The organism is Allobosea sp. GW821-FHT09G06, from assembly GCF_059416005.1.
This window is the reverse complement of the sequence record NZ_JBWKOI010000003.1, coordinates 373,033-396,013: the sequence shown is the minus strand read 5'-3', so window position 1 is coordinate 396,013 and position 22,981 is coordinate 373,033. Positions and strand designations below refer to the sequence as shown.

The window sequence follows — 22,981 nt, the reverse complement described above, 5'->3', positions numbered from 1 at the left end:
ATGACAGAGCGGCGTGATCGCCGTTCACCTGTCGCGCCGACCATGAGCGGCGCCGGAAACCCGCGCAACCTTATGCGCAAAGCGCATCGGGCTATGTCCGACCTTGCGCCTCCAGCCGACTCTTCAGGATGTCGGTGAAGGCTTCCGCCGAGCGCGACATCGGTGCGCCCTTCAGCGTGACGATGCCGTAGGCGCCGTGGATGCAGGGGCTGAACGGGCGCTGCTCGATCGGCAGGTGCCGATAGAGGCCCGCGATCAGCTCGGGCACCACGGCGACGCCCAGTCCACGGGCGACAAGCCCGCAGGTGGCCTCGACGGAATGGACCTCGATGCGCACGATCGGGAAGACGCCCGCCCGCCGCAATTGCCGCTCGAAGGCGAGGCGCGCCGGCCGCTGGCGGCCGAGCATGATCAGGTGATGCCCCGAGAGGTCGCGCGGCACGAGGTTCGGCCTCTCCGCCAGCGGATGGCCGGCCGGCATGATGCAGACCGACTCGGAGTGCACGATCTCACGGGCATCGAAGCCCTTGTCGCGTGGCGGCAGGCTGACGAAGCCGATATCGGCCGCCCGGGCCAGCACCATCTGCTCGATCGCATCGTAATGCCCTCCGATCAGCTCGACCGAGGCGTCATGGCGCTGGGCGAGATAGGTCTCGATCACCTCCGGCATCACCGTCGCGATGAAGGAATGCGGCACGGCCACCTTGAGGAAGCGTTGGCCTACGGTCCCGGCCCGCAGATCCTCGGTATAGCGCTTCAGCCGCGCGACCAGCGAGGCCAGCTCGCCGACCTCGTCCATCAGGGCGAAAGCCTCCGGCCGTGGCAGCAGGCGGCCCTTGCTGCGCTCGAAGAGCTCGAAGCCGAGCTCCTCCTCCAACTGCGTGAGCTGCCGGCTCACCGCCGATTGTGAGAGACCCAGCGCGGTGGCGGCGGCGATGGTCGATCCACCCGCCATCACGGAGCGGAAAATCTCGATCTGCCGGATCTTCATTGGCCGAGTTTCACGCGGTGCAGTTGCAGCAAGAGATCATGCGAGATTGTCGTCATCGGAATCCGGTGTCGGTTCCCCAGGAACCAGACAACCATGGATCATGTCCACGGCACAGGGGAACCGTCCTGAGATTGTCGCAGGCCCCGACCCCTGAGAGGCCGGGACCATGATGGACAAGTTTTCGCCAGAGGTCCGGGCCCGTGCGGAGTGCGGATGACGCTGGATCACGCGGCCGAGCCTGCGTCCTGCCAGGCGGCGATCACGTCGATTTGGGGCAAGATCGGCGTCGGCCGCTCCCGGGCGCGAAGGAAAGATCGACGCGCACAGGCCGCAGCCGAAAGCGGCTCATCGTTCCGCAACAGCCGGTCAGGTTACTCCGGACCGAGGCGTTCCAAGATTTTTGAGAGAAAGAAAAGATCAGTATCTTCAGGGAGATACATGGCGCGGGCGACGGGGCTCGAACCCGCGACCTCCGGCGTGACAGGCCGGCACTCTAACCAACTGAGCTACGCCCGCGCAGGGCGGCTGGGGCATTCGCCGTCAGCGACGTGGTGAGTATTGCCCCCGGCCGGATGTGTCAAGCGAGTGTCGCCGGCAAAATCACATCTGGGGAAAAATATCCTCGACCTCTCCTATTGCTCGCCTGCGCCTGCCCCGTTCTCCGGGGATGCGAGGCAGGGATCGAGCAGGACATGACGCTTGTCCTGGCGGTTGTATCCGCCGCGCAGAACCGCCTTGTCGCCCGGTTTCAGGTCGCCGGCGCCGTAGGTCACACAGAGGACCCGGACGCCCGGCTCGGCGCAAACCGCGACATACCAGAGCGCGCCATCGGTCCGGACGAGACTCACCGTTCCCGCAATCGCCATGTCGACGCGCGAATCGGCAGGAATCGAATCGGGAAGCTGCGCCGCGATGGATTCGCAGCTCGCCGGCTTGGCGGGCTGCTCGGGATGCGAGAAGGCGGGGCGATCGGCGAAGAAGGAATCGGGCACGAGCGTCTGTGCCGCACCCTGCCCCGCGGCCAAGGCGAGCCCGACACAAGCAGCGACGCCTGCATGGCTCAGAACAGGACGAGGGCGGATCAGGCAGCGTGTCTTCATGGTCGCTGCAGGGTGACGATGAAGATGGCGGAATTCGGCCTCTGGCCGATGTTTGCGGGCGGCCTGCCCGACAACGCTTGCGATGCGGCTGCCGAGGCCTTAAACGCGACCGCGTGGGGCGGTTAGCTCAGTTGGTAGAGCGTCTCCTTTACACGGAGAGGGTCGGCGGTTCGAGCCCGTCACCGCCCACCATCATCCCGCACATCGATGGCATCTGGCTATGCCGCGCGATCCGCACGCCGCCTGGCTGCGGCATCCAGCTGGTCGATGCGGCGCAACGCTTCTTCAGCATCCCCCACGCCAACCAGCTTAAGTGGGTCAAGCGGATAAGCGGCCTGCGCCAGCGCCTGCCGCGCCAGCTGCGGCAGGCTGTCGAACGCCGCCCAGCGATCCGGCTGTGGCCTGGGCTTCGGACAATGTCGCAGCTTCATAGCTCTCCCGCCTGTTGAAACAGGCTCAAGATGGGCTTGGGCAAGCCGCGTCGCAATCGCGTCGCGCCAAACGAAAACCGCCGGCGCTTGCGCACCGGCGGTTCGTTCTTCCGAGACCTAAGGTCAGTGGGCGACGAGGCCCGCTGCCTCGTCATCCGCTCCCTTGGGCGGCGCGGCCTTGAGATCCTCCTCCCAGACGATCGGAACCGGCTGGCGGGTCAGCGCGTGCTGGAGCACCTGCTCCATGCGCGCGACCGGGATGATCTCCATGCCGTCCTTCACCGACTTGGGCAGGTCGATCAGGTCCTTGGCGTTCTCCTCGGGGATCAGCACCTTCTTGATGCCGCCGCGCAGCGCCGCCAGGAGCTTCTCCTTCAGACCGCCGATCGGCAGCACCCTGCCCCGCAGCGTGACCTCGCCGGTCATGGCGACGTCGCGATTGGTCGGGATGCCGGTCAGGATCGAGACGATGGTGGTCGCCATCGCGATGCCGGCCGACGGGCCGTCCTTCGGGGTCGCCCCTTCGGGAACGTGGACGTGAATGTCACGCCGGTCGAAGAGCGGCGGCTCGATGCCGAAATCGACAGCCCGCGAGCGGACATAGGATGCCGCCGCCGAGATCGATTCCTTCATCACGTCGCGCAGGTTGCCGGTGACGGTCATGCGGCCCTTGCCGGGCACCATGACGCCCTCGATCGTCAGCAATTCGCCGCCGACCTCGGTCCAGGCCAGACCGGTGACGACACCGACCTGATTTTCCGTCTCCGCCATGCCGTAACGATAGCGCGGCGGGCCGAGATACTCTTCCAGCAGCGGCTCATCGACGACCACCTTGGCCTTCTTGCCGAGCACGATGTCCTTCACGCCCTTGCGGACCGTGTTAGAGATCTCGCGCTCGAGGTTACGGACACCGGCCTCGCGGGTGTAACGCCGCACCAGGGTCTGCAGGGCGTCGTCGGTGATCGACCACTCCTTGCCGTCGAGCCCATGCTTCTTGATCGCATTCGCGATCAGGTGCTTGCGCGCGATCTCGGTCTTCTCTTCCTCGGTGTAGCCGGCGATGCGGATCACCTCCATGCGGTCCAGCAGGGCCGGCGGGATGTTCAGCGTGTTCGCCGTCGTCACGAACATCACGTTCGACAGGTCGTAATCGACCTCGAGGTAATGGTCGTTGAAGGTCGAGTTCTGCTCGGGGTCGAGCACCTCCAGCAGGGCCGCCGAGGGATCGCCGCGGAAGTCCTGGCCCATCTTGTCGATCTCGTCGAGCAGGATGAGCGGGTTCGAGGTCTTGGCCTTCTTCATCGACTGGATGATCTTGCCGGGCATCGAGCCGATATAGGTGCGGCGGTGACCGCGGATCTCGGCCTCGTCACGCACGCCGCCGAGCGACATGCGCACGAACTCGCGGCCGGTCGCCTTGGCGATCGACTTGCCGAGCGAGGTCTTGCCGACGCCCGGAGGGCCGACGAGGCACAGGATCGGACCGGCGAGCTTGTTGGCGCGCTGCTGCACGGCAAGATATTCGACGATGCGGTCCTTGACCTTGTCCAGGCCGAAATGATCGTCGTCGAGCACGAGCTGGGCTGCGTTGAGATCCTTCTTGATCTTCGACTTCTTGCCCCACGGAATGCCGAGCATCCAGTCGAGATAGTTGCGCACCACAGTCGCTTCCGCGGACATCGGCGACATCTGGCGCAGCTTCTTCAGCTCGGCCGTCGCCTTGTCGCGGGCTTCCTTGGTCAGCTTGGTCTGGGCGATGCGCTCTTCCAGCTCGGCCAGCTCGTCACGGCCTTCCTCGCCGTCGCCCAGCTCCTTCTGGATCGCCTTCATCTGCTCGTTGAGATAGTACTCGCGCTGGGTCTTCTCCATCTGGCGCTTGACGCGCGAGCGGATGCGCTTCTCGACCTGGAGCACGGACATCTCGCTCTCCATGAGCGACAGGACCTTCTCCAGGCGGTGGGCGACGTTGGTGATCTCCAGCACACCCTGGCGATCGGCGATCTTGACCGCCAGATGCGAGGCGACGGTGTCGGCGAGCTTGGCCGGCTCGTCGATCTGCGTGACCGCAGCGACGATCTCGCCCGAGATTTTCTTGTTGAGCTTCACATAGCTCTCGAACTCGCTGACGACCGAACGGGCGAGCGCCTCGACCTCAACCTTCTTGCCCTCCTCCTCGGCAAGGCCGGTGGCCTCGGCCTCGTAGAAGGAATCGGACGCGGAATAGGACAGCGCCTTGGCGCGGCCGACGCCCTCGACCAGCACCTTCACGGTGGAATCGGGCAGCTTCAGGAGCTGCAGCACGCGGGCGAGCGTGCCGATCTCGTAGATCTCGTTGGGCTGCGGGTCATCGTCACCGGCGTTCTTCTGGGTCGCCAGCAGGATGAGCCCGTCCGTCTTCACCACTTCCTCAAGCGCGCGGATGGACTTCTCGCGGCCGACGAAGAGCGGGACGATCATGTGGGGGAAAACGACGATGTCGCGCAAAGGCAGAACCGGATAGGTGCCGGTCTCGCCTGTGACGAAAGGAGCGCGGGGCGTCGAGCCAGTCATGGCAGTTCCTTTGCAGTTGCGCCCGGCGGACCCCCAAGATGGGCGGAGCGATCGGACGTGTGCGGCCTAGGCGACCATTCGCCTCTCCGCCCTCGCGCATCGCACCCTCATCAGGCATGCGACTCTCGCAAGTGCACCTAAAGTGGAGACTTCCTCGCCGGCTTTCAAGCGAGGTATCCGGCTCATGCACCGCTGTCCTGCAGCAGACGAAGGACGGATACCGCGCCTTGCAGCGGTTCAATCTCGCGCAGGGCTGTTGCGATGCGAAACCGCGGCCAGCCCATGCCATCTGAAACGCAAAACGCGCGCCAAGGGCGCGCGTCCTGTTGTCGCAATCGGTGAGAGATCAGGAAGCCGAAGCGGTCTTCGTCTCGTCCTCGCGCTCCGCATAGATGAAGAGCGGGCGGGCCTTGTTCTCGACAGCCTCGGGGCCGATCACCACCTGCTCGACGCCTTCCAGGCCGGGCAGTTCGTACATGGTCTCCAGCAGGATGCCTTCCATGATCGAACGCAGGCCGCGCGCGCCGGTCTTCCGCTCGATCGCCTTGCGGGCGATCAGGCTGACGGCCTCGTCGGTGAAGGTGAGCTGGGTGTCCTCCATCTCGAACAGGCGCTGATACTGCTTGACCAGCGCATTCTTCGGCTCGGTCAGGATGGTCTTCAGCGCCGGCTCGTCGAGATCCTCCAACGTCGCGAGGACCGGCAGACGGCCGACGAATTCGGGAATCAGGCCGAACTTCAGGAGATCCTCGGGCTCGACCTGACGGAAGATCTGGCCGATGCGGCGATCATCCGGGGCCTCGACCTTGGCGCCGAAGCCGATCGAGGTGCCCTTGCCGCGGCTCGAAATGATCTTGTCGAGACCGGCGAAGGCGCCGCCGCAGATGAAGAGGATGTTCGTCGTGTCGACCTGCAGGAACTCCTGCTGCGGATGCTTGCGCCCGCCCTGCGGCGGCACGGAGGCGACGGTGCCTTCCATGATCTTCAGCAGCGCCTGCTGGACGCCCTCGCCCGAAACGTCGCGGGTGATCGAGGGATTGTCCGACTTGCGGCTGATCTTGTCGATCTCGTCGATATAGACGATGCCGCGCTGCGCCCGCTCGACATTGTAGTCGGAGGCCTGGAGCAGCTTGAGGATGATGTTCTCGACATCCTCGCCGACATAGCCGGCCTCGGTCAGCGTCGTCGCGTCGGCCATGGTGAAGGGCACGTCGAGGATGCGGGCGAGCGTCTGCGCGAGCAGCGTCTTGCCCGAGCCAGTCGGCCCGATCAGCAGAATGTTCGACTTCGCGAGCTCGACGTCGTTCTGCTTCGTCGCGTGCGAGAGGCGCTTGTAGTGATTGTGCACCGCCACGGAGAGCACCTTCTTGGCGTGCTCCTGGCCGATGACATAGTCGTCGAGGACCTTGCGGATTTCCTTGGGGGTCGGCACGCCGTCCTTCGACTTCACCAGCGCGGATTTGGATTCCTCGCGGATGATGTCCATGCAGAGCTCGACGCATTCATCGCAGATGAACACGGTCGGGCCCGCAATGAGCTTGCGCACCTCGTGTTGGCTCTTGCCGCAGAAAGAGCAGTAAAGCGTGCTCTTCGAGTCGCCGCCGGGCTTGTTAGCCATCCGTCCATCTCCAGTTCGGGAGCCGTGAGCCGCATCGCGCGAGGCGGATGCAGCCGTCGTCTCTCCGTCATATCTAAGCGCTCAGATCACGATGATTAGGTTAACGGCCCGTTCCGGTACATTCGGATACGCAGGGCCGGCCCAAGCCGGATCAGAATGGAGCGCTCGTCCGCTCACCCCCGACCCCATGCAAACACGGGGCCGTCTCTCATTCAATATGGGGGCTCCGATCAGCCGGGCCAACCCACAGGATCGCGAGCGCCGGGTCAGGCCTCGGTCTCCGGCCGGCGCTCCATGACCTTGTCGATCAGGCCGAATTCCTTGGCCTGCTCGGCGGTCATGAAATTGTCGCGCTCCAGCGCGGCGTGGATGTCCTCGTAGGAGCGCCCGGTGTGCTTCACGTAGATCTCGTTCAGCCGCTTCTTCAGGCTCTCGACTTCCTTGGCGTGGATCAGGATGTCGGTGACCTGGCCCTGGAAACCGCCGGAGGGTTGGTGAACCATGATGCGGGCGTTCGGCAGGGCAAAACGCATGTCCTTGGCGCCGGCCGTCAGCAGGAGCGAGCCCATCGAGGCGGCCTGGCCGATGCAGACCGTCGTCACCGGGCAGCGGATCAGCTGCATGGTGTCGTAGATCGAGAGGCCGGAGGTGACCACGCCACCCGGCGAATTGATGTAGAAGGAGATTTCCTTCTTGGGGTTCTCGGCTTCGAGGAACAGGAGCTGCGCCACGATCAGCGAGGCCGAGTAATCCTCGACCGGGCCGGTGAGGAAGATGATGCGCTCGCGCAGAAGGCGCGAATAGATGTCGAAGGCGCGCTCGCCGCGGCTCGACTGCTCGACCACCATCGGGACGAGATTGTTGTAGGTCTCGAGCGGATCGCGAAGCATGGATCTGTCCTTGAGGTGGAGCGCTGGGAAACCCAGCGAGATGTCGAATCGGCAGCGTTTAGGAAGCCACCCACATAAGCACGGCAATCGCGGCTGAAAAGGGAAGCGCCGCCGGTCGCGAAGGCCGGCGGCGCAAATGCTGTCGTTAAGGTTGCCGTGAAGGCCAAATCGCCGGGCGTCCGATCGGACGCAAGGTGGCGAGCCGGCTCTCTGGCCAGCATCAGATTGTTCCGAAAAGTGGTGCCCACTTTTCGATCCGATGCTCAGGCGGAGGCGTCGTCGGCCTTGGCTTCGGCCTTCTTCGTCTTCTTGGCGGCGGCCTTCTTCGGCTTGGCCTCGGAGGTCTCCTCGGCGTCCTCGTCAGCGTAGAGCGCCTCGCGCGAAACCGTCTGGTCCTCGACCTTCACCTGGCCGAGGAGGTGGTCGACGACCTTCTCCTCGAAGATCGGGGCGCGGATTTCGGCCAGAGCCTGCGGGTTCTTGCGATAGAAGTCCCAGACCTGCTTCTCCTGGCCCGGGAACTGGCGAGCGCGCTCGATCAGGGCCTGCGTGACCTCGTCATCCGAGATCTGGACCTTGGCCTGCTCGCCGATCTCGGCCAGCACGAGACCCAGGCGCACGCGGCGCTCGGCGATCTTGCGGTAGTCGGCGCGGGCGGCGTCCTCGGTGGTGTCCTCGTCGGCGAAGGTCTTGTTGGCCTGCTTCATGTCGGCCTCGACCTGGCTCCAGACGCTGGCGAACTCCTGCTCGACCAGGGTCGGCGGCAGCTCGAAGGTGTACTTGCCGTCGAGCGCGTCGAGCAGGCCCTTCTTGAGCTTGCGGCGCGACTGGGCGGTGAAGTCACGGCCGATCTGCTCGCTCACGGCTTCCTTGAGCTTGTCGAGCGACTCCATGCCGAAGGCCTTGGCCAGCTCGTCATTGATCTCGATGGCTTCCGGGCCCTGCACGTCGGTCACGGTGACCTCGAACTCGGCCGGCTTGCCGGCAAGGTTCTCGGCCGCGTAGTTCTCGGGGAAGGTCACCTTGACGGTGCGGGTCTCGCCGGTCTTGGCGCCCTCGAGCTGCTCCTCGAAGCCCGGGATGAACTGGCCAGCGCCGAGGTCGAGCGGAATGCCCTCGCCCGTGCCGCCGTCGAACTTCTCGCCGTCGAGCGTGCCGACGAAGGAGATGATCAGGCGATCCCCCTTCTCGGCCTTGGCCTTCTCGCCCTTGGAGGTGTAGCTGCGGTTGCCGGAGGCCATGCGCAGCAGCGCGGCGTCGACATCGGCGTCCGGAACCTCGGCGACCGGCTTCACGAGCGAGACGTCCGAGAGGTCGGCGAGCTCGATCTTCGGGAGAACCTCAAGCGCGACGGTGAAGGCGAGATCGCCCTTGGCCTCCATCGCGGCCTCGATCTCGTCCTTGTTCTCGGGGAAGCGAATCTGCGGCTCGAAGGCGAGCTTCAGGTTGTTGTCGGCGACGATCTTCTGGTTCGCCTCGTTGACGGCGTTCTGCAGCACGTCGGACATGACCGAGCGGCCATACAGGCGGCGCAGATGCGCGACCGGCACCTTGCCCGGGCGGAAGCCATTGATCTTGGCCTTGCCCTGGAGGTCCTGGAGGCTGCCGTCGAGCCTGGTCTTCAGGTCGGCGGCATTCAGCACCACCTGGAATTCGCGCTTGAGGCCCTGGGACAGGGTTTCGGTCACGTTCATTTTTGTACCGCCAACAGCTCGTTTACGTCTCAATGTCCAAAGCGCGACGCCGGTTCCGACCGCCGCCGCGCTCGCGAAAAACTATGCCAGTGGTGCGGGCGGAGGGACTCGAACCCCCACGACTTTCGCCGCTGGTACCTAAAACCAGTGCGTCTACCAATTCCGCCACGCCCGCCGGCCGATAGCGCTGCGCGCGAGCAAACGCAGCGCGGCCATCGTCAAGCCGCAGGCCTATACGCATTTCGGCCGGGCCATGCAGCAAAAAAATGACGGTTCTGCAAAACAGGCCACCCGCAGCGCTTTTCGAAGCCGGGGCTGGACCGGCTCTCGCCAGAACCGGCCGGCCGGATTATGCGATAGGCCATGACGAAGCCGCCCGCCGCCGCCCGCCCCTCGCTCACGCGCCGCCATGTGCTGGCGGGGCTCGGCGGCGCTTGTTTGGTCGCGCCCTCGGCAGGTCTCGCGCAAGTTCCCGCCCCGACCGCCAAGCCGGCAAGCGAGCCGCAGCGGCAATCGCTCGTCGCCGCCCCGACAAAGGCCCGGCTGCGCCCGTCGCCGCCGGTCGATACGGAAATCTGGACCTTCGATGGCGCGACGCCGGCCCCGCCCTTGCGAATCAAGCAGGGCGAGACGCTGGCCGTGAAGCTTGAGAACAAGACCACGGCGCCGCTCGACCTGCACTGGTACGGCCTGCGCGGCGAGGCCGAGCGAGACGGCGCCACCAGCTTCACGCGCCCGCCGATCGCGCCCGGGGAAATCGGCGAGTTCCGGATCACGCCGCAGGATTCGGGCACCCTGCTCTATCGCCCGCTTCGAACCGGCGGCTCATCCGAACCTGCGGGCCGGGGCCTGAGTGGGCTCGTCATCGTCGAGGAGAAGGAGCCGCCTGCCGTCGATCTCGACCTGCCCCTCCTCATCACCGACTGGCTCATCGGCGACGACCAGGCGATCCAGCCCTTCGTGCTGCAGGGCAACGCCGCGGCCTCGGCCGGGCGCCTCGGCAGCTGGCTCACCGTGAACGGCCGCTCGCCGCCGCTGCCTATCACCGCGAGGCCCGGCGCGCGCATCCGCCTCAGGCTCGCCAATGCCTGCAATGCCCGGATCATGCGTTTGCGCTTCGACGGCGGCAAGGCGACCGTGATCGCGGTCGACAGCCAGCCGACCGAGAGTTTCGAGCCGGTGCGCGCGCAATTGCCCTTCGCGCCGGGCACGCGCTACGACGTCATCCTCGACCTGCCGATCGAGGTCGGCGCCGCCGTCAATGTCAGCGCCCTGATCGGCGGCGGGCTGCCATTGGTGCGGATCGTGACCGCGGGGCAGCCACAGGTGCCGCCGGCAGCCGCGCCCGCCCTCAAGCTCAACCCTGCCCTGCCCCTCGGCGTGCGCATGCAGGATGCGCTTCGCCCCGAACTCGTGATCGAGGGCGGCGCCAAGCTGACCGAGGACCAGAAGCTCGATTTCACCGGGCTCGACCTCGCCAGCCCGTGGCGGGTCAATGGCGGCACCGGCTCCTTCGAGGGCAAGCCGCTGTTCAGCGTCAAGCGCGGCACGCCGATCGTCATGGCGATCGACAACCGCACCGCCTTCATCCAGCCGTTCCATGTCCACGGCCACAGCTTCCGGCTGCTGCACCCGCTCGACGACGGCTGGGAGAACTATTTCCTCGACACCGTGCAGATCCCCGAGCGCAAGAAGCTGCATATCGCCTTCATCGCCGACAATCCCGGCCGCTGGCTGATCTCGTCGACGGTGCTGGAACGCTTCGATCTGGGGCTGTGGAGCTGGTTCGAGGTCACCTAGTCCGGGTCGTCAAAGACCCAGCCGCTCGACCACGTCCTGCACGATCGCGTCCTTGCTGTCCTCGACCGAGACGACCAGCGGCTTCTCGTCGTCGCCCGGCTCTTCCAGCGCGGCGAACTGGCTGTCGAGCAGGGCCGGCGGCATGAAATGATGCTGGCGGGCCGCCATGCGCCGGCCGATCAGTTCACGCGAGCCCTCGAGATAGACTAAGCGCACATCCGGCCGGTCACCGACGATCACTTGCCGATAGGCGCGCTTCAGCGCCGAGCAGGTGACGATGCCGTGCTCGCCCTTGTCCCGGAGATCGTCGATCCAGGCGGCGATGGCGGCGAGCCAGGGCTTGCGATCGTCGTCGTTGAGCGGCGTGCCGCCGGCCATCTTGGCGACGTTCTCCGGGGGATGGAAGGAATCGGCGTCGCGGAACGGCCAGCCGAGACGCTCCGCCAGCCGTTCGCCGAGCGAGGTCTTGCCCGAGCTGGCGACGCCCATGACGACGATGACGGCCGGGCGACCGCCGCTTGCTGCCTGCGTCACGGAATCAGCCCTGCTTCTTGGCTTCGACATGGCCGCCGAAGCCGGCGCGCATCGCCGAGAGAATCTTCTCGCCGAAGGTATGGTCGACGCGCGAGCGGAAGCGGGCAAACAGGGCCGATGTCAGCACCTCGGCCGGGGTCGCGGTCTCGACGGCGGCATCGACCGTCCAGCGGCCCTCGCCGGAATCCGAGACATTGCCGGTATAGGAGGAGAGCTCCTCGTCGGCGGCCAGCGCCTCGGCCGTGAGATCAAGCAGCCAGGAGGTAACGACCGAACCACGGCGCCAGACCTCGGCGATCTCGGCGGCGTCGAAATCGAAGCCGTATTCGGCCGGCAGGCCTTCCTTGGCCGAGGCGTTGCGCAGGAGGTCGAAGCCCTCCGCGAAGGCCTGCATCATGCCGTATTCGATGCCGTTATGGATCATCTTGACGAAATGGCCGGAGCCGGTCGGGCCGCAATGCAGATAGCCCTGCTCGCTCGTCGGGTTGCGGCCCTCGCGATGCTTCGTCGGTTCGATCTCGCCCTTGCCGGGCGCCAATGTCGCGAAGATCGGCTCCAGCCGGTCGAAGGCTGCCTTGTCGCCGCCGATCATCAGGCAATAGCCGCGATCGAGCCCGTGGACGCCGCCGGAGGTGCCGATATCCATGTAGTGGATGCCCTTGGCGCCGAGTTCCTTGCCGCGGCGGACATCGTCCTTCCAGAAGGCATTGCCGCCGTCGATCAGCGTATCGCCCGCGCCGACGAGACCGGCGAGCTCGGCCAGCGTCGCCTCGGTGATCTTGCCGGCCGGCAGCATCACCCAGATGGCGCGGGGCGCCTTGAGCTTGGCGACCATGTCCTTGAGATCGGCGGCAACGATCGCGCCATCGGCGGCGAGCGCCTGGCCCGGCTTCGGATCGCGATCATAGACCACGCATTCATGGCCGGCGCGCATCAGGCGGCGCACGATGTTGCCCCCCATCCGGCCGAGGCCGATCACTCCAAGCTGCATGTCAGACACTCCGCAAAGCCGGCTCTCGCTGCTTCAAGCATGGAGGCGGCGGGCGGGGCAAGCCGGCGCGACGCAGGTCTCAGGCCCGGATTTGCCTTTGCAGAGCCCGCCAGCGTCCCGGCGTGACGCCATAAGCGCGGCGGAACTGGCGGGTGAGATGGCTCTGGTCGGCGAAGCCGCAGGCGAAGGCCGCATCGGCCAGGGACGTGCCTTGTGCCAGCATCCGGCGGGCGCGATCGAGGCGGCGCATCACGAGGTAGTTATAGGGGCTGGTGCCGAAGGCGGCGCGGAACTGGCGGGCGAGTGCGAAGCGGTCGAGCCCGGTCATGGCTTCCAGCTGGCTTGAATCGACGGCCTCCGCCGCATGGGCATCGAGATAATCGCGCGCCCGCTCCAGCGCCGTGGCGTCGCGCCTGGACGGGCGAGCACTCCCCGCGGAGGGATCGAGCGCGAGCAGAGCCTGCGCGAGCCGCTCGACCAGATCGTCCACCGCCAGCGGATCGAGCGGCTGGTCGAGATCGCGCAGCGCGCGGGCGATCGCGCCGACGAGGCGCGGCTCCTGCGAAACGGCTGTGGATATGAAGGGCAAGGCGCGGCCGCCCTCGCCCATCGCCTGCCGGATCAGGCGCGGCTCGACATATAGCATGCGGTAGCGGAAGCCGCTCTCGATGCCGGAGCGGCCGTTATGGACCTCGTCGGGATGCAGGGCGATGGCATGGCCACCGAGGCTGTCGCGCCTCGCGCCACGATAGTCGAAGGACTGCACGCCGGACAGCGTCAGCCCGAAGGCATAGGTGTCATGGCGGTGCGGATCGTAGGCATAGCCGCGGAAGAACGCCTCCATGCGCTCGATGCCATCCGCGCCGGTGCCGAGCCGGACCCAGTCCCGCTCGGGCCCGCACGATCGTTCAAGACGGGCCTTGCCGGCCTCGGTTAGCGATGCATCCATGCGTTACGATACCAAGATCGCCATCGTGGTTCGCGATGATCTCGCAACCTGGCAAAAACTCAATGTCGCCAGCTTCCTTGCCGGCGGGCTCGTCGGAGCCTCTCCGGAACTCGCCGGTGAACCTTATCAGGATGCCTCCGGCCGCTTCTACGGGTCCTTGATCCGCCAGCCCGTCCTGATCTTCGCGGCCAGCGCCGCAGAGCTTACCAACGGGCTCCAGCGGGCGCAGCAACGCGGCGTCCGGCCGCATCTCTATACGAAAGAGCTGTTCGCGACCGGCAATGACGTGGACAACCGCGCTGCCGTCGCTGCGGTGGCAACGGATGCGCTCGATCTCGTCGGCATCGGGCTCCATGCCGAGCGCAAGGAGATCGACAAGATCATCAAGGGGCTGAAGCTGCACGGCTAACGCGTTGCGGATGGTGCCCTTCTCGCAGACTTCGCTGCCTCATTCCTGTGCAACGCAAGAGCCGGCTCATATTTTTACGGCCCGGAACGCGACTTTCGTCAGGCTCGTCCAGCGCATTTTTTGGCATTTACGACTACCGCAGAATCGCCTTAGCCTCCTTCTTGTCGGTAACAACTGAAAGGAGGTGATCCAGTGTCTCATTGTCATCAACCGCTGGTGCAAGGCGGGCGGACCTGGACCTCTTCTTGCTGGGGTTTCTTTTCCGCGTGAGTTTTCGCACCTTCAGATCCGGTTCGCCGGGTCGCGGTTCGGCAATGGAAGGGCTGCCCGCAAGGGCAGCCCTTCTTGCTTTTGGGCCGCCAATGCTGGCGCCCGGCCGCAAGCCGTGGCAGACAGGCGGCGTGTCACGCTTTTCCCTGCCCAATGCCCCGAGTACCGGCCGTGTCCGTTCCTGATCCGAGCCGCGAGGCCATTCTCGACTTCATCGAGGAAGAGCGCGCTGCCGGCCGCGAGGTCGGCCGCCGCGAGATCGCCAAGGCCTTCGGGCTCGATGGCGGCGGCAAGATCTGGCTGAAGCGCCTGCTCAAGGAGATGGCGGAGGACGGCGAGATCGGCGGCGACGGCAAGGAGCGCCCCGTCCATCCGCGCGGTGCGCTGCCGCCCGTGCTGCTCTCGGAGATCAAGCGCCGCGACCGCGAGGGCGACCTCGTCGCCCAGCCGCTGGAATGGGACGAGGCCGAGAACGGCGCCCCGCCGCAGATCCTGATCGAGCGCAGCCGCGAGGGGCGGCGCAAGGACAAGTCGGCCGCACCGGCGCCCGGCGTCGGCGACCATGTCATCCTCAAGCTGACGCGGCTGCGCGGCGTCGATGGCTTCGGCTATTCCGGCCGCGTGCTCAAGGTGATGGGCAAGGCCAAGGCCGCCATCCTCGGCATCTTCCGCGCCCTGCCCGACGGCTCCGGCCGGCTGGTGCCGATCGACAAGAAGGCGCAAGGGCGCGAAGCCATCATTCCGAAGGGCCGCACGGCGGAGGCGCAGGACGGAGACCTCGTCTCGGTCAACTTGCGCCGCGAGAGCCGCTTCGGCCCGCCGGAGGCGCAGGTGCGCGAGCGGCTCGGCTCGATCAAATCCGAACGCGCCGTCAGCCTGATCGCGATCCATGCCCACGGCATCCCGCATGAATTCCCGCCGGCCGCCCTTCAGGAAGCGGCGAACGCGCCGCTTGCGAGCCTGAGGGGCCGCGAGGATTGGCGCGCGCTGCCGCTCGTCACCATCGATCCGGCCGACGCCAAGGACCATGACGATGCGGTCCATGCCGTGCCGGACGACAACCCGGACAATCCCGGCGGCTTCGTCGTCACCGTCGCCATCGCCGATGTCGCGAGCTATGTCACGCCGCACTCTGCGCTCGACCGCGAGGCGCTGGAGCGCGGCAACTCGGTCTATTTCCCCGACCGCGTCGTGCCGATGCTGCCGGAGCGGATCTCGAACGATCTCTGTTCGCTGCGCGAGCAGGAGGACCGGCCGGCGCTCGCCGTCCGGCTCGTGCTCAAGGCCGACGGCTCGAAGAAGAGCCATTCCTTCCACCGCGTGCTGATGCGCTCGGCGGCGAAGCTCTCTTATCAGCAGGCCCAGGCCGCCATCGACGGACAGACCGACGAGAAGACCGCGCCGATCCGCGAGAGCGTGCTGATGCCGCTCTGGGCGGCCTATGGCATTGCGGCGCGCGCCCGCGACCAGCGCCAGCCGCTCGAGCTCGACCTGCCCGAGCGCAAGCTGATCCTGAAACCGGACGGTTCGGTCGATCGCGTCATCGTGCCGGACAGGCTCGCTGCGCACCGATTGATCGAGGAATTCATGATCCTCGCCAATGTCGCGGCGGCCGAGACGCTGGAGAAGGCCGGCAGCCTCTTGATCTATCGCTGCCATGACGAGCCCTCGCTGGAGAAGATGCGGGCCCTCAGTGAGGTCCTGGCCTCGATCGGCATCAAGCTGCCCCAGGACGGGGCGCTGAGGCCCGTGCTGTTCAACCGCATCCTAGCGATGATCAAGGGCTCCGAGAACGAGACGCTGATCAACGAGGTCGTGCTGCGCACGCAGGCCCAGGCCGAGTACGTCGCCGAGAATTACGGGCATTTCGGCCTCAACCTGCGCCGCTATGCCCATTTCACCTCGCCGATCCGTCGCTATGCCGACCTGATCGTGCATCGCGCCCTGATCACGGCGCTGAAGCTTGGCGATGACGGCCTGCCGAAGAGCGTCACGCTCGCGGAGCTGCGCGAGGTCGCGACCCGCATCTCGGCGGCAGAGCGGCGCGCCATGGCGGCCGAGCGCGAGACCACCGACCGCCTGATCGCGCATTTCCTCGCCGACCAGATCGGCGCGAGCTTCGACGGGCGCATCGGCGGCGTGCACAAGGCCGGTCTGTTCGTGAAGCTCGACGGCACCGGCGCCGACGGCTTTATCCCAGCCTCGACGCTGGGCGGCGACTACTATCGCTATGACGAAGCGGCCCACGCGCTGATCGGCGAGCGCACCGGCGAGAGCTGGCGCCTCGGGGACCGCGTCCATGTGAAGCTCGTCGAGGCCGCACCGGTCGCGGGCGCGCTGCGCTTCGAGATCCTCTCGCCCGGGCGGAAAGTGGCCACAGGCGGCGCCGGCAGGCGACGCGGCGGTGCCGTGCCTTTCGGGACGAGCCGGCCGGCGGCCAGCTTCGGCAAGAAGGGCAAGCCGGGCGGGGGCAGCTTCGGCAAAAGCAAGTCGGGCAAGGGCAAGCCCGGCAAGAGGCGGTGATGGGCGTCCAGGTCCATAGCGCGGGCACGCATCTCGAAGAGCGCGACTGGCGCCAGGCGGTAGCGCGCGGCCTGCGCGGCCGCTGCCCGCATTGCGGCAAGGGCCGTTTGTTCCGCGCCTTCCTAAAGCCCGTCGATCGATGCGAGGCCTGCGGCGAAGACCTGCATCACCAGCGTGCCGACGACCTGCCGCCCTATATCGTGATCACCATCGTCGGCCACATCATCGTCGGCGGCCTGTTGCTCGCGGAGAAGTTCGCGGACTGGCCGATGTGGCTGCACATGACCGTCTGGCCCTTGCTCACCATCATCCTGTCCTTCGCGCTGATGCAGCCCGTCAAGGGTGGCGTCGTCGGCCTGCAATGGGCCGTGCGCATGCATGGCTTCGGCGGCGAGTCCGACCGGCCCGAACGCCAGCCCCTGCCCCCTTCGGATTCCCGTTCATGACCGACCATACCGTCACCTTGACCCAGGCCGAGCGGGCGCGCACCACCGCCAACCAGCGTCCCAAGGACGCCGCGACCATGATGATCCTGGATCGCAGCGGCACCCGCCCCAAGGTTCTGATGGGCAAGCGCCATGCGAGCCACAAGTTCATGCCGGGCAAATACGTCTTCCCCGGCGGGCGCGTCGATGCCGGTGATCGGCAGATGGTCGCGACCGGCGCCGTGCCGCAGATTTGCGAGGACCGGCTCGGCAAGCGCTGCCTGCGCCCCAGCGCCGGCAAGGCCCGTGCATTGGCGATGGCCGCGATCCGCGAGACCTTCGAGGAAACCGGGCTGCTCTTCGGCTCCGACGAGTTCGGCGCGCCGGATGCCCCGCCGCAGGGAAGCTGGAGCGATTTCGCCGCGCAGGGCATCTATCCCGATCTCTCGGCGGTGACCTTCGTCGCGCGCGCGATCACGCCGCCGCGCCGACCCAAGCGATTCGACACCCGCTTCTTCGCGATCGACGCTTCCGCGGTCGCCAAGCGGATCGACGGCATCATCGGCCCCGATTCGGAACTGGTCGACCTGGTCTGGGTCGATTTCGACGAAGCCAAGGAGCTCGACCTGCCGACGATCACCAAGGTGATCATCCAGGAGGTCGAGGCCCGGATCGAGGGGGGTTTCGCGCCCTATCTGCCGGTCCCGTTCTATTGGGAGAAGCGCGGCAGCTTCGTGCGCGAGGAGCTCTGAGAGGCCTTTCGCGCCGCCGAGCTATTCTTCCTTGACTTCGCCGGCCCTTTGCGGCATTCCCCGCGCTGACGGTTTGCCGGGTTCGCCCGGCCATTTTCTTTTCCGAGGGCCATCGGCCCGCATGGTTCGAGGATAGACCCATGGCCAAGGCCGTGACGATCAAAATCAAGCTGCTTTCGACCGCCGACACCGGCTTCTTCTACGTGACGAAGAAGAACTCGCGTACGATGACCGAGAAGATGTCGAAGAAGAAGTATGACCCCGTCGCGCGCAAGCACGTCGAGTTCAAGGAAACCAAGATCAAGTGAGGCTTGGCCTTGCGATCTGATTTCGCTTTTAAAAACCGCCCTTTCGGGCGGTTTTTCGTTCAGGACCTTAGCATCGCGACAGCGCAACCGGCGGCGGCCGAAGGCTCGGAGACGCCGCCGCTCCGCCCCTAGCCGCAATAAGCGCGGATGATCCTGCCGGTCTTCGGATCGGTCTCGATGGTCACCCGCTCCTTGCGGTAATCCATGGTCACGCCCTGCCCCGGCCGAATCTGACGCACGATCGTCGCGCCGGTGGCCTGCTGGGCTTCGGCATCGCTGACGCGGGCCTTGCCGGCCAGAGCCTCGGCCGCATCCTCGCTGCACGCGCCGGGCAAGCCTGGCGCGGTTCCCATCGGAACCTGCTGCGCATCGCTCTGGCAAGCCGCCAGCGTCAAGGCTGCCAGCGACAGCACCCCAGCCGCCAGAAATTTCTGCGCCATCATCACAACCCCTTTCAGGCAACTCGAACAATCGCCGGAGGCTCTACGATCGCGTTGAGGCGCAGCCATGGCAAGGGGATGGCCGCGCTCAGGCTGCGAGCCCCGCCGCCGGGCTCACCGGGAGCTGGGCATGCCATGCGGCCAAGGCGCTGCGGCCGGCCTCCGTCAGCGCATAGACCCCGCGCCCGGAGCGCTCGAACCAGCCATAGACGTTGCGGTGCAGGATCTTCTGGGCATCGGGACAGGATGGCTTGAGGTCGCGCGGCCGTTTCGGCTCGAGAGCCATTGCCGCCGCGCAGGAGAGTGCCTGCTGGCGATAGGCCGTCATGATCGGCTTGCGCGTGCCGCCACCCATGGCCGGGTCGCCCTGGCGGCGCTTGTGCTCATCCACCAGCCGCGAGCGCCGGCGCGGGTCCTTGCGCGGCGTGGGTGCCGCCGGTGAGACAAGGATGGAGACATCGCCGGCCTTCGAGATGCCGAGCAATCCGAAGCCGAGGCGCCGGCAGAGATTGCGATAGCGCGGATCGCTCTCGCGCCCCTTCCCGCGGGCGGAGAGCTGAGCCGCGAGCCAGATCTCATCGCCGAGGCTGAGCCGATCGACGCCCTGCAGGACGAGTTCGAGATTGAAGCTCATCTTCAGTTCGCCGATCACCACGACGGAGGGATCGCCGTCACGCAGCCCAACGAGGTCGCAAGGCCCGATCTCGCCCTTGACGGTGTAGCCTAGCGCTTCAAGGAAGCGCTTGACGGGCAGATAGAGCGACGTTTCCACATCCACCTCCGGAGAACAGGCAGCCATCTTGACCGGCAGTCGTTTCGGAGAGGCAAATGCCGGCAGGCGTCATGACGACTCAAACGAAAGATCCACCCGCCATGGGCCGAGATCGTCGGCCGATGGGGGTGGATTTGATGTCAACGATCTGCGATCAGCCGCGAATGCGGCTCGGTCAGATGGCGTTACCGCCCCTCACTCCCACTCGATCGTGCCGGGGGGCTTCGAGGTCACGTCGTAGACGACGCGGTTGATGCCCTTGACCTCGTTGATGATCCGGGTCGCGGCGCGGCCGAGAAAGTTCATGTCGAAGGGGTAGAAATCCGCCGTCATGCCATCGACCGAGGTCACGGCGCGCAGCGCGCAGACATGGTCATAGGTGCGGTAGTCGCCCATAACGCCAACAGTGCGCACCGGCAGCAGCACGGCGAAAGCCTGCCAGATCACGTCGTAGAGGCCGGCCTTGCGGATCTCGTCGAGATAGATCGCATCCGCCTTGCGCAGAATGTCGAGCTTCTCCCTGGTGATCTCGCCGGGGCAGCGAATGGCGAGGCCCGGTCCCGGGAAGGGGTGGCGGCCGACGAAGGCCTCGGGCAGGCCGAGTTCGCGGCCGAGCACGCGTACCTCGTCCTTGAACAATTCGCGCAGCGGCTCGACGAGCTTCATCTTCATGCGCTCGGGCAGGCCGCCGACATTGTGGTGGCTCTTAATGGTCACCGAGGGACCGCCGGAGAACGACACGCTCTCGATAACATCGGGATAGAGCGTGCCTTGCGCCAGGAAATCGGCGCCGCCGAGCTTGGCGGCCTCGGCATCGAAGACGTCGATGAAGAGCCGGCCGATGGTCTTGCGCTTGGCTTCCGGATCGGCGCCGCACTTGGCAAGCTCGGTGAGGAAAAGCTCTTCGGCCTCAACATGGACCAGCGGGATGTTGTAGTGATCCCTGAACAGGCGGACGACCTCTTCGGCCTCGTTCATCCGCATCAGGCCGTGGTCGACGAAGACGCAGGTGAGCTGGTCGCCGATCGCCTCGTGGATCAGCACCGCCGCCACCGCCGAGTCGACGCCGCCGGAGAGGCCGCAGATGACGCGGCCAGTGCCGACCTGATCGCGGATCTTCTTCTGCATCTCGGAGCGGTAGGCCGACATGCTCCAGTCCGGCTTGCAGCCACAGATCTCGACGACGAAATTGCGCAGCAGCTTGCCGCCATCGGGCGTGTGGACCACCTCGGGGTGGAACATCGTGGTGTAGAAACGCCGGGCCTCGTCGCTCGCCACCGCGAAGGGGGCGTTCTCCGAGGTCGCCTTGACCGAGAAGCCCGCAGGCAGTTCGGTGACGCGGTCGCCATGGCTCATCCAGACCGGATAGCGCGCGCCCTTTTCCCAGACGCCTTCGAACAATTTCGACGGCGCGACGATCTCGACATCGGCGCGGCCGAATTCGGCAGCGTGGCCGCCCTCGACCTTGCCGCCGAGCTGGTGTGCCATGGTCTGCTGGCCGTAGCAGATGCCCATCAGCGGGATATTGGCGCTGAAGACGGCGTCGGGAGCGCGCGGGCTGCCCTCGTCCGGCACCGAGGCCGGGCCGCCCGAGAAGATCACGCCCTTCGGCTTCATGCGCGCGAAGGCGTCGGCCGCCGACTGGAACGGGGCGATCTCGCAATAGACGCCGATCTCGCGGATGCGCCGCGCGATCAGCTGCGTAACCTGCGAACCGAAATCGATGATGAGGATGGAGTCGTGATGGGGCTGAGCGCTCGTCATCGCGTTCCGTTAATGGATCGCGCGGGCGCGTGCAACGCCCGCGACAGCCTCAATCCCCGCGCTGGAGGCAAGCCAGATAGAACCCGTCCGTGCCGGTGCGCCGTGGCGAGAGCTGCAGGCCGAATTCCGTGCCGAAGCGGGCGAGCAGGGAGAAGTCGCTCTCGGCGCCCTTGAGCACGTCGATCGGCGCGATGGCGGAGAAGCCAGCATGCTTGCCGAGGAAGGCGCGGATCGCCTCGTCGTTCTCCTCCGGCAGCACCGAGCAAGTGATGTAGGCGATGCGGCCGCCCGGCTTCACCAGCCTCGCGGCCCGCGCGAGCACCTCGGCCTGGTCCTTGACGCGCTCGGCCAACGCGCCAGGGCGCACGCGCCATTTCGCATCCGGATTGCGCCGCCAGGTGCCGGAGCCGGTGCAGGGCGCATCGACGAGCACGAGATCGACCTGGCCGGCGATATCGGCGAAGGGCTCGTGGCCACGCGAACGGGGAATGCGGACCTCGACGATGCCGGCGCCCGAGCGAGCCACCCGGTCATGCAGCGGCGCGAGGCGGCGGCTGTCGAGATCGGTGGCATAGAGGCTGCCGCGATTGGCCATCAGCGCGGCCAGCGCCAGCGTCTTGCCCCCTGCCCCGGCGCAGAGATCGATCACGGTCTGGCCGGGCTGGGCGCCGGCGAGCAGCGTCACCAATTGCGAACCCTCGTCCTGGATCTCGAAGGCGCCGGCAAAGAAGCCGGGCTCGGTCTGCAGCGAGGGGCCGCGGCCATCATGGCCGGGCTGAAAGCGCAAGGCGTCCGGCGACCAGGGGCCCTGCTCCGGCTGGAGATGGGCGAGATCGTTCAGTACGGCATCACGGCCGGCCTTGAGGCGGTTGACGCGCAGATCGATCGGCGCGCGCGCGGCCAGCGCTTCCCCCTCAGTGATGGCCGCTTCGCCCAAGCCCGCATGGAACGACGGCCAGAGCCATTCCGGGACGTCTGCCTGCACCCAATCAGGCGCGCCCTCGACCGAAAAGGCGGTGAGCAGCGCGGTCTCGTCGTCGCTCAGGGGCTGCGGCGCGTGATTCTCGCCGGAGCACAGCGCCGCGATCTCGGCGACGCCGAGGCCGCGCAGGCCGGCGAGCATGCCGAGGACGAGCGCGCGCGGCGTCTCGGACGCCATCGCATAGCCGGACGAAGCCTTGCGGCGGAGCGCGTCATAGACCAGCGAGGCGACGGCCGCGCGGTCCTTCGAGCCGGCGAAGCGGCGCGACAGGCCCCAGTCCTTGAGCGAATCGGCAGCCGGGCGGCGGCGTTCGACGATATCCTGAAGCACCTCGATGGCGGCGCTGATCCGGGCGGCTGGGGTCATGACGCTTCAATCCTGGCACGGCCGGACGCGCTCCGGAATGCCGCAAAACGAGGTCGAACGAGCTTCGACCGATTCAAACATGACGCTGGGACATGAAGGCCCCGGCGCCACACTCTTGACGCGGTCGTTTCACAAGGGGAAAGACGATGCAACCGCATGTCGCGGCCAACGGGATCTCCACACATGAAAAGCGCCAGCCGCATCCTCATCCTGAGCCTCGTCGCGCTCGGCCTCGCCGCCTGCGCCACCCAGCAGCCGGACTACACCCCGCCGGCCTCCAAGCGCCTCGACGCCAAGACGACCCTCGAGAACCGCCGCTGAGATTGCGCGGGAGGGGACGGCAGCGCTTAAGCAGCGTTCCGATCGCATCAGCGCTCGAACGAAACCCGCACCGGCTTTCCGGAGCGGGTTTTTTCTTGGGC

The 22,981-nt window shown here is 66.5% G+C and carries 21 protein-coding genes and 3 tRNA genes; 8 read left to right on the top strand and 16 right to left on the bottom strand.

Annotated features, from left to right (window positions below; translation table 11 throughout):
• Positions 1–91 precede the first annotated feature (91 nt).
• The 3 genes from AC07NY_RS18105 to AC07NY_RS18095 all read right to left on the bottom strand — a co-directional run bounded on the left by AC07NY_RS18105 (position 92) and on the right by AC07NY_RS18095 (position 2,091).
• A complete protein-coding gene (locus tag AC07NY_RS18105; RefSeq protein ID WP_492283581.1) occupies positions 92–991 on the bottom strand; it encodes a LysR substrate-binding domain-containing protein in 900 nt (299 codons plus the stop codon).
• 439 nt (positions 992–1,430) lie between these two features.
• Positions 1,431–1,507 (bottom strand) — tRNA-Asp (locus AC07NY_RS18100).
• A gap of 116 nt (positions 1,508–1,623) precedes the next feature.
• On the bottom strand, positions 1,624–2,091 hold the full coding sequence (locus tag AC07NY_RS18095; RefSeq protein WP_494584982.1) for a hypothetical protein: 468 nt from the start codon (positions 2,089–2,091) through the stop codon (positions 1,624–1,626).
• Between the two features lie 116 nt (positions 2,092–2,207).
• Here AC07NY_RS18095 and AC07NY_RS18090 point away from each other — a divergent pair.
• Positions 2,208–2,283: transfer RNA gene (locus AC07NY_RS18090), tRNA-Val, on the top strand.
• Between the two features lie 26 nt (positions 2,284–2,309).
• On the opposite strand, the gene AC07NY_RS18085 is transcribed toward AC07NY_RS18090, so the two are convergent.
• The 6 genes from AC07NY_RS18085 to AC07NY_RS18060 form a co-directional block, all read right to left on the bottom strand.
• Positions 2,310–2,522: a hypothetical protein gene (locus AC07NY_RS18085; protein WP_494584981.1), complete on the bottom strand. Its 213-nt coding sequence runs from the start codon at positions 2,520–2,522 to the stop codon at positions 2,310–2,312.
• A gap of 123 nt (positions 2,523–2,645) precedes the next feature.
• The gene (lon, locus tag AC07NY_RS18080) at positions 2,646–5,072 is read right to left on the bottom strand and encodes an endopeptidase La (protein ID WP_492283584.1); all 2,427 of its coding nucleotides are present in this window, start codon (positions 5,070–5,072) and stop codon (positions 2,646–2,648) included.
• Between the two features lie 346 nt (positions 5,073–5,418).
• Positions 5,419–6,690 (bottom strand): ATP-dependent Clp protease ATP-binding subunit ClpX, encoded by a 1,272-nt coding sequence (gene clpX / locus AC07NY_RS18075; protein WP_199092832.1) that lies wholly within the window; start codon positions 6,688–6,690, stop codon positions 5,419–5,421.
• Positions 6,691–6,956: 266 nt separating this feature from the next.
• Complete coding sequence (locus AC07NY_RS18070; protein ID WP_257731782.1) at positions 6,957–7,580, bottom strand: ATP-dependent Clp protease proteolytic subunit; 624 nt, start codon at positions 7,578–7,580, stop codon at positions 6,957–6,959.
• Between the two features lie 263 nt (positions 7,581–7,843).
• The gene (tig, locus tag AC07NY_RS18065) at positions 7,844–9,274 is read right to left on the bottom strand and encodes a trigger factor (RefSeq protein WP_494584980.1); all 1,431 of its coding nucleotides are present in this window, start codon (positions 9,272–9,274) and stop codon (positions 7,844–7,846) included.
• Between the two features lie 90 nt (positions 9,275–9,364).
• Positions 9,365–9,449: transfer RNA gene (locus tag AC07NY_RS18060), tRNA-Leu, on the bottom strand.
• A 188-nt stretch (positions 9,450–9,637) separates the two neighbouring features.
• On the opposite strand from AC07NY_RS18060, the gene AC07NY_RS18055 reads away from it, so the two are divergent.
• Positions 9,638–11,074, top strand: coding sequence for a multicopper oxidase family protein (locus tag AC07NY_RS18055; protein ID WP_494584979.1), 1,437 nt, complete (start codon positions 9,638–9,640; stop codon positions 11,072–11,074).
• Between the two features lie 9 nt (positions 11,075–11,083).
• Here the strand turns inward: AC07NY_RS18055 and AC07NY_RS18050 are convergent, their stop codons facing one another.
• The 3 genes from AC07NY_RS18050 to AC07NY_RS18040 all read right to left on the bottom strand — a co-directional run bounded on the left by AC07NY_RS18050 (position 11,084) and on the right by AC07NY_RS18040 (position 13,548).
• A complete protein-coding gene (locus AC07NY_RS18050) occupies positions 11,084–11,608 on the bottom strand; it encodes a gluconokinase (RefSeq protein WP_494584978.1) in 525 nt (174 codons plus the stop codon).
• 4 nt (positions 11,609–11,612) lie between these two features.
• On the bottom strand, positions 11,613–12,599 hold the full coding sequence (gene gnd, locus AC07NY_RS18045; RefSeq protein WP_494584977.1) for a phosphogluconate dehydrogenase (NAD(+)-dependent, decarboxylating): 987 nt from the start codon (positions 12,597–12,599) through the stop codon (positions 11,613–11,615).
• Positions 12,600–12,678: 79 nt separating this feature from the next.
• On the bottom strand, positions 12,679–13,548 hold the full coding sequence (locus AC07NY_RS18040; protein WP_494584976.1) for a helix-turn-helix domain-containing protein: 870 nt from the start codon (positions 13,546–13,548) through the stop codon (positions 12,679–12,681).
• On the opposite strand from AC07NY_RS18040, the gene AC07NY_RS18035 reads away from it, so the two are divergent.
• The 5 genes from AC07NY_RS18035 (at position 13,547) to rpmG (ending at position 18,235) form a co-directional block, all read left to right on the top strand.
• A complete protein-coding gene (locus AC07NY_RS18035; protein ID WP_494584975.1) occupies positions 13,547–13,957 on the top strand; it encodes a DUF2000 family protein in 411 nt (136 codons plus the stop codon). The genes AC07NY_RS18040 and AC07NY_RS18035 overlap by 2 nt on opposite strands.
• A gap of 423 nt (positions 13,958–14,380) precedes the next feature.
• Positions 14,381–16,750: a ribonuclease R gene (rnr, locus tag AC07NY_RS18030; RefSeq protein WP_494584974.1), complete on the top strand. Its 2,370-nt coding sequence runs from the start codon at positions 14,381–14,383 to the stop codon at positions 16,748–16,750.
• Entirely contained in the window at positions 16,750–17,196 is a 447-nt protein-coding gene (locus AC07NY_RS18025; RefSeq protein WP_494584973.1) for a DUF983 domain-containing protein, read from the top strand. Before rnr ends, AC07NY_RS18025 begins: the two co-directional genes overlap by 1 nt.
• A complete protein-coding gene (locus tag AC07NY_RS18020) occupies positions 17,193–17,927 on the top strand; it encodes an NUDIX hydrolase (protein WP_494584972.1) in 735 nt (244 codons plus the stop codon). Before AC07NY_RS18025 ends, AC07NY_RS18020 begins: the two co-directional genes overlap by 4 nt.
• Positions 17,928–18,067: 140 nt before the next feature.
• Positions 18,068–18,235, top strand: a complete 168-nt coding sequence (rpmG, locus tag AC07NY_RS18015; protein WP_038367996.1) for a 50S ribosomal protein L33 — start codon at positions 18,068–18,070, stop codon at positions 18,233–18,235.
• 128 nt (positions 18,236–18,363) lie between these two features.
• On the opposite strand, the gene AC07NY_RS18010 is transcribed toward rpmG, so the two are convergent.
• From AC07NY_RS18010 to AC07NY_RS17995, 4 genes are all read right to left on the bottom strand, one after another.
• The gene (locus tag AC07NY_RS18010; RefSeq protein WP_494584971.1) at positions 18,364–18,675 is read right to left on the bottom strand and encodes an I78 family peptidase inhibitor; all 312 of its coding nucleotides are present in this window, start codon (positions 18,673–18,675) and stop codon (positions 18,364–18,366) included.
• 88 nt (positions 18,676–18,763) lie between these two features.
• Positions 18,764–19,447 carry a DUF2161 domain-containing phosphodiesterase gene (locus AC07NY_RS18005; RefSeq protein WP_494584970.1) on the bottom strand — a complete coding sequence of 228 codons (684 nt, stop codon included), beginning with the start codon at positions 19,445–19,447 and terminating at the stop codon, positions 18,764–18,766.
• Positions 19,448–19,642: 195 nt separating this feature from the next.
• Complete coding sequence (gene guaA, locus AC07NY_RS18000) at positions 19,643–21,211, bottom strand: glutamine-hydrolyzing GMP synthase (RefSeq protein WP_494584969.1); 1,569 nt, start codon at positions 21,209–21,211, stop codon at positions 19,643–19,645.
• A gap of 49 nt (positions 21,212–21,260) precedes the next feature.
• A complete protein-coding gene (locus tag AC07NY_RS17995) occupies positions 21,261–22,559 on the bottom strand; it encodes an RsmB/NOP family class I SAM-dependent RNA methyltransferase (RefSeq protein ID WP_494584968.1) in 1,299 nt (432 codons plus the stop codon).
• Between the two features lie 183 nt (positions 22,560–22,742).
• On the opposite strand from AC07NY_RS17995, the gene AC07NY_RS17990 reads away from it, so the two are divergent.
• Entirely contained in the window at positions 22,743–22,880 is a 138-nt protein-coding gene (locus AC07NY_RS17990; RefSeq protein WP_173046700.1) for a lipoprotein, read from the top strand.
• Positions 22,881–22,981 lie beyond the last annotated feature (101 nt).